Source organism: Aliterella sp. E5.1 (genome assembly GCF_057473825.1).
Genome location: NZ_JBYCCV010000169.1, coordinates 1 through 4610 on the forward strand (window position 1 = coordinate 1; position 4610 = coordinate 4610).

General features: G+C 42.5%; 2 protein-coding genes and 2 pseudogenes. 2 read left to right on the forward strand and 2 right to left on the reverse strand.

Going from position 1 to position 4610, the window contains the following annotated elements:
* Window positions 1-36: 36 nt before the first annotated feature.
* Together AC2VE5_RS24135 and AC2VE5_RS24140 are read right to left on the reverse strand one after the other, a co-directional pair.
* Window positions 37-1350 (reverse strand): annotated as a pseudogene (locus tag AC2VE5_RS24135) (IS701 family transposase).
* A 93-nt stretch (window positions 1351-1443) separates the two neighbouring features.
* Window positions 1444-2505, reverse strand: a pseudogene (locus AC2VE5_RS24140) (IS630 family transposase).
* Window positions 2506-2552: 47 nt separating this feature from the next.
* Here AC2VE5_RS24140 and AC2VE5_RS24145 point away from each other — a divergent pair.
* Together AC2VE5_RS24145 and AC2VE5_RS24150 are read left to right on the forward strand one after the other, a co-directional pair.
* A complete protein-coding gene (locus AC2VE5_RS24145) occupies window positions 2553-3710 on the forward strand; it encodes an FMN-binding glutamate synthase family protein (protein ID WP_486890172.1) in 1158 nt (385 codons plus the stop codon).
* A 146-nt stretch (window positions 3711-3856) separates the two neighbouring features.
* Entirely contained in the window at window positions 3857-4537 is a 681-nt protein-coding gene (locus AC2VE5_RS24150; RefSeq protein WP_486890173.1) for a restriction endonuclease, read from the forward strand.
* The last annotated feature ends 73 nt before the right edge of the window (window positions 4538-4610 follow it).

Genomic DNA, 4610 nt, shown 5'->3' on the forward strand with positions numbered 1-4610 from the left:
ACTGCCTATGGAGGCTGAGTAAGTCCAACATCGTCACTAGATGATGAAGGCATCGGCTGATGAAGTGGGAAGCTCCGAGGACGAATAAAACCGTCCCTGAATTGAGCTTGGTTGGAAGCCCCAACCTCGCAAAGCAGGTTGGGGTACTTCACTTAGATTAAAGAAGATATAAGGTTGAATAACTAAGCGTAGATTGTTGAGTAGATTTTTCCATCCTTGTCCCTTATCCCACCAATCGTGTTCTCTAAATTTTTTCCCAATCGGCTCGGTAGCTTGGTTTAATTCTTTGTCATCAGGCTTGTTCAAAACTTGGGCATGAAGACTAACCATGAGATAGACACTCATCGCGATTTCCCACCATTTTTCGATTTGAGCGTAGTCAGTCACGCGAAAATCTGCCCAGCCTAATTCGTTTTTACTTTGCTTTAGTCCATACTCTATCCAGTTTCGGAAACCATAAAGATTACCTACTTGATGATATTTCAAATTAGGGATATATGTCATGACTTCCCAAGTTGAATTTTTGGGTGTTGTTTCCTTATCTGTTGTAATTTGCCAAAATTGAGTGGAGCGACCTTTGCCAAAAATGATTTCCCGAATGTACCGTTTCTGAGTTTTACCATTTGAAAAAACTCGCTCAAACTCTCGCCACCTATTGCAGCGAACTTTTTGCTCTTTTGGTAGCCAGACGGCATGATTACTACGAATCGCTACTGCAAAATCGAGCTTTAGTTCATACAATACATCCACAAAGTTACTGCCACTCTCACCATATAAGCTATCAGCAAGAACAAACCCAAATCGAAACCCTATTGCTTTCAATTCTCGAATCATTTGAGCGGCAATTTCTGGTTTACTGCGATACACATCACCTTCTTTGAGTCGTTCTTTCGGTCTATACACCTCGAACGTTAATGGTAGGGTTATTCCTGCAACAAAACCATAGGCAGTTACTGCCACAATGCCATTTTCTATTTTTCCTAAATTACCAATATATTGCCGCTTTACGTAATCAGTATGTTGTCCCTTTTTTCGGTCTCCTGTCTCATCAATAATTAAGTTGATTTCTCGCCCAGCTAGCACTTTTAGAATTAGGTTTAATCTGGCTGACCTCAAAGCTTTTACTGACCAAGGTGATTCTGTTAGAAAATGTAATAATCCTTGCTCATTGTCTAATCCTGCCACTCTCGCTATCGCTGGTAAAGTTTTACGTTTGATATCTCAAATCATCCCAACATGAAGATATTTAACTGCTTCAAAACTTCGCACTTCTGGAAACAAGTACTGATACCATTGGCAGTAATCATCGACGAACTTGATTGTGGGTGTAGCAACTCTAGGCTCAACCATAGTCCTACAAAGGCAGGCATGACGGTCTCCTCTATTATTATCTCACAAGAGTGATGAAAGAGCGTTATATTATGTCCGGCAAGGAAGTTACGATTAATCTCCGATTTTAGTCCACCAATGAAAACAAGTTAATCCTTTGATCAAATCTTGCTGTTGAAGTAAAGATTGGCATCGGTGAAATAACACATCTTCCAACTCATCTAAGGTTTCAAAGGAGCGATTAGCAATCGGTTCATCAACTAAAGCCCACAATCGTTCCGCAGGCTGTAATTCTGGTGAATAAGGGGGCAAGAATGTTAAATGTAGCCCATGAGGAATTTTTACTTCACCACTAATATGCCACCCGGCTCGATCCACTGCTAGAAGAATATGTTTGTTAGCACCTAGTTCAAACTCACGCGCAAAGTCTGCCAAAACTTGATTAAAAAGCTTAGTGTTAACAGAGGGCAGAATCCACCAATAAGTTTCTCCGGTTTTGGGATGTACGAAGGCATATAACCATAGCCACTGATATCTCCAATTAACGTTGGCAATGGGTGTTTCGCCTTCTGGTACATAAACTCGTTTTAAAATTGGTTTAAGTCCCAAACGATGCTCATCTTCGCACCACAATTGAATCTCTGCTTCGCTCTTATGTGGTTTGGAGTACACTGACTTCGGTGGCTAGTTTTTTTTCCAGCCTTGTTGTTCGCTCTCGTTGCTTTGAGTGTGGGATGGTCTTGGCACTCGTAGCCTAAAAGTCATTTGACGCATTATTTCCCATCCCCTCTGTCGGCTAATTTGTCGCCCGGTCAAAGACGTTAGCCAGTCTGCTACCTTGCGACCATTCCATAGTCCTCCATCGGGGGCTTTTTCTTGTAAAACCTGCCATAACTGTGCTTGCTGTACATCATCAATTAGCGGTGCGGCTCCTTTATTTTGGTGGCGAAAGTCTCCTAATCCTTCCACCCCCAACTGGTTATATCTTTTGACTAAAGCATAAATCCATGTCCTGCTGTAACCTGTTATCTCCATAACTTCCTCCGTTTTCTTTCCTTGGGCTAGTAACCAGATAATTTGATACTGACGGCTTTCTACCCCACAATTCGCCTGTTTATAAAGCTGTTCTAGTTGGGCAATACTTGAATGCTCTCCTACCGCAATCCGTTTCGGCATAGGTCATACTTTCACTCTCCACCTTTATCATAATCTGTTAAGCGGACATGATATTAGAAGGTTATCGAGAAAAATGCTCTACTAAAACCGTTCTAGGTACGCGCTACGCCACTAAACCAATCCAATTAGAAATACCAATCACCATCGCCGGAATGAGTTTTCGCTCTCTTTCTGCCAATGTCAAAGAAGCTTTAGGACGGGCGGCGACACAAATAGGGACATCGACAACAACAGGCGACGGCGGCATGACTCAAGAAGAAAGAATGTCATCCAAAACATTGATTTATCAGTGCTTGCCGTCACGCTACGGCTTCAATCCTGACGATTTGCGGTCTTGCGATGCAATTGAAATAGTCATCGGACAAGGGGCAAAACCAGGCGGTGGCGGGATGTTGTTGGGACAAAAAATTAATCCGCGAGTTGCTCAAATGCGGTCTTTACCGGAAGGAGTCGATCAACGTTCTGCCTGTCGCCATCCCGATTGGACAGGTTCAGACGATCTCACAATCAAAATTCAGCAATTACGAGAACTAACAGACTGGGAAAAACCGATTTTTGTTAAAGTTGGGGCTTCGCGGACATTTAACGATGTCAAATTAGCTGTCCATGCAGGTGCAGATGTAATTGTAGTTGATGGAATGCAAGGAGGAACCGCCGCCACGCAAACCGTATTTATCGAACACGTAGGCATTCCCACCTTAGCCGCCGTGCGTCAAGCAGTAGAAGCGCTAGAAGACTTGGACATGAAGGGAAAGGTGCAATTAATCGTTTCTGGCGGGATTCGTACTGGCGCAGATGTGGCAAAAGCGATCGCACTTGGCGCAGATGCGGTATCAGTAGGTCAAGGTATTTTAGTTGCTTTAGGCTGCAACAGCGAAACTTACGTCCAAGATGGTACGCATCATTCAGCCGTTGAAGATTACGCCGCCCTCGGTACTGCGCCCGGAGTTTGCCACCATTGCCATACAGGCAAGTATCCGGTAGGTGTTCCAGTATTAGAAAAAAGGCTGGAAGTTGAAGTAGGGACAAAAAGAGTCAAAAACTATCTGCAAACCCTAAATATGGAATTAACAACAATTGCCCGTGCGTGTGGCAAGCAAAACGTGCATCACTTGGAACGCGAGGACTTAGTTGCACTAACTATTGAAGCGGCGGCAATGGCGCGTTTGCTTCTAGCTGGGACATCATGGATTCCTGGGGTTTGAACCCCAATAGAGAACAGAAAGATTCTATTTATTCTGCTCAAAGATGACTGTGCTGCTCGTATGCTGTCACTGAGTAAAAGATTATATGTAAAATTTCAGTACAATCAATAGTTAGCATTCAATCAATTCAAATATAAATTCAAATTATGAGTGCAGGGGCGGAATTTGAGACATATGTAAAAAGCATTTATTCTATGTTGCTGAACCTCAAAGACGAGGGAATTATTATCACAGGTGGAGCTAATACTTTCTTGAGAGGAATTTCAGGCGAAGACTATCAGATCGATGTTTATTATGAATTTATGCGTGCTGGAGTTCGTCATAGGGTAATTATCGAATGCAAAGACTGGCAATCTTCTGTTAAAAGAGAAGTTATCAATGCGCTTGAGTCAAAAGTCCGAGATATACCCGGCGTGATTGGAGTAATTATTTCTAGAAGTGGGTATCAATCAGGGGCAATTAATTTTGCAAGACAAAAAGGTATTCTTGCTTTAACATCTGATGAATTACCATGTTTGGTGACTCTCATCGGAGAACGTCTTAAAATAGTGGCTCTCCCCGATGAAACATGCATTGGAGAGCCATTCTGGACAATTATGACGACTAGAGCAGGTGAAAATACAGGTGCATGGTTTGCATTAGGACTTAACCGCCTAGAGAGAAAAAGTTATATTCCGCTTTTTTTCTCGAAATATCATGCGGAGTTATTTTTTGAACAAATGAGTATAGACTCTAGTAATTGGGGAGTCAGAGGTTTACCTCGTTATGTTCTAATACCAATTCTTTATGAAGCTGCGCTAAATAAAGCTTCAAGGATGAAATTGTAAGAAGTGAGAGAAGCAATCGTCTCAGGAGTGATGGCAAGGAGTGCATCAGTTAACTTCTGCTGTAGTTGTGGGA